The sequence below is a fragment of the bacterium genome, from assembly GCA_040753555.1.
GTDB lineage: Bacteria > UBA9089 > UBA9088 > UBA9088 > UBA9088 > JBFLYE01.
In genome coordinates this window covers 1-1,870 of the sequence record JBFMDZ010000307.1, presented here as the reverse complement: position 1 = coordinate 1,870, position 1,870 = coordinate 1, and the positions used below count along the sequence as shown (strand labels likewise).

Sequence of the window (1,870 nt, the reverse complement as noted above, 5' to 3'; positions counted from 1 at the left end):
ATTATCAGAAGGGCATATGGTTATAGGGATAAGGAGTATATGAAGCTAAAGATTATTCAAGGATGTTCCTCTATGGGTGTCTTTAAACCCTATCCCTATCCTCATGCACCATAATTCACGATGAGCCATCTTTTTTTATCAAGGTATTTGGAAAATAATCTAAAGAATGCCCCTTCTGGAAGAAGCAAAAAGTTTTCACGAATACCTCTTTCTCTATCTACTCCTGGCCCAACATAAAAAGGAAATTTCTCAAAATTGCTTGTTATTATCCCATTTAACCTTTCATTTATTACCTCTCCTAAATTATAGTATTTTAATTCTTTGTAAGGAATAGGGTTAAATGGAAAAGCTATATTGGGATGGCTTTTCTTTATAGCCTCAATATGCCAATCACAGCCTAAAAACATCCAAACAAGGTTGGATGTATCATTTCTTCTTTCTTCTCCATACTGAAGGTAATAAAGGGAGAATGCATCATAATCACCATAACAAAGGATAATTGCTTCTTTCTTTAATGGCCTTAAGATATTCATCCCATAGTCGTAGCTATAGAAGAATCTAGCTCTATTGTTTTGGAAATGGTTTAAATGAAGGGGAAGAAGAATAAGAAAAGGAAGAAAAAATGATAAAAAGGGAATAAATCTGGCAAACAAAGACAAACCAAGTCCAATGAGGATAGAGGTAAGGATAAATGAGGGGATATAGTAATCACAGATATTGACAATGGTATATCTTATTGAATGTAGGCTATTGACGATAAAGATTAAAAGAAAAAAGAGAAATAAGACCTTTCTTTTTAAGAAAAATGGTATTGAAAAAAGGGAAATCCATAAGATATATTTGCTAAATTGTAAGGAGAAAAAGTTTAAATGAGAGCTAAAGCGGATTATGGATTCTTTAACGGATGAAAAATATCCAGTATAACTTTTGGCAAGGATATGAATGATGAAATTATCAAGAGTTTTCGGGTCTCCCCAATTAAGTATAGGATTTTGACCTGCCCTTAAAGGCAGATATGTCCATAAGAAAAGGGGAAGAAAAAAGAGAAGGAACATCTTTAGGATAGTAGAAGGTGAAAGCCCCATTCTATAAGGAAGGTTTATAAGGTTTAAGATATGAGATTTGATTTTTAAGATAAAAGTGCCTCTCTTTTTCTTTTGAGCTTTAATTCTATTCTGAAAAGACATAGCCAGAATAAAGAAAATGCTTGCCGGCACAAGGTAGATTGTTTGGAAGTGGTGGGTGAAACTTAAGCTTAGAATAAAGGAAAACAAATAAAGAGGTCGGGGGTCTGGAGTCTTGAGTCGGGAGTCTTGCCATTTAAGGAGGATAAAGATAATTAAGGTGGCAAAGAAAGCATTTAGGGTGTATTTCTCGGCAATGACAGCTTGTTCCCAGAAGGTTAGGGAGAAGGCAAGGGTTAGGCTTGCTACAAGGGAAGGAATTATTCTGGTGCTCTGGTGCTCTGGTGCTCTGGTGCTCAGTTTTAAGGTGATGAAATAAACCATCATTACTGCCAAAGAGGCAAAGAGGGCTGATTCCATATTCATCCGAAAGGCAATGTTTCCAATAGGGATTAAGGTTATAAAAACCTTACCCAGCAAGGTATAGAGGGGATAGCCTGGGGGATGGGCGATGCCTAATGTCCAAGCACAGGTTATTAGCTCACCTGAATCATGAAACCCAATGGTCGGGGTTAGGGTATGAAGATAAATGCCGAATGAAACAAAGAAAACAAAAATGCCAAATATGTAATCCTTTGTCTTAAATGGCTCTTTATTTTTTACCATACCATTCTTAATCCATTTAACCCCACTAGGTAATCCTCATACTCTAAGTTTGTAGAAACTCCGTATTCCTTAAATATATC

1 protein-coding gene is annotated in these 1,870 nt (G+C 35.9%); it reads right to left on the bottom strand.

From position 1 onward, the window contains the following. Window positions 1–101 precede the first annotated feature (101 nt). Entirely contained in the window at window positions 102–1,790 is a 1,689-nt protein-coding gene (locus AB1630_12885; protein MEW6104685.1) for a DUF2723 domain-containing protein, read from the bottom strand. Window positions 1,791–1,870 lie beyond the last annotated feature (80 nt).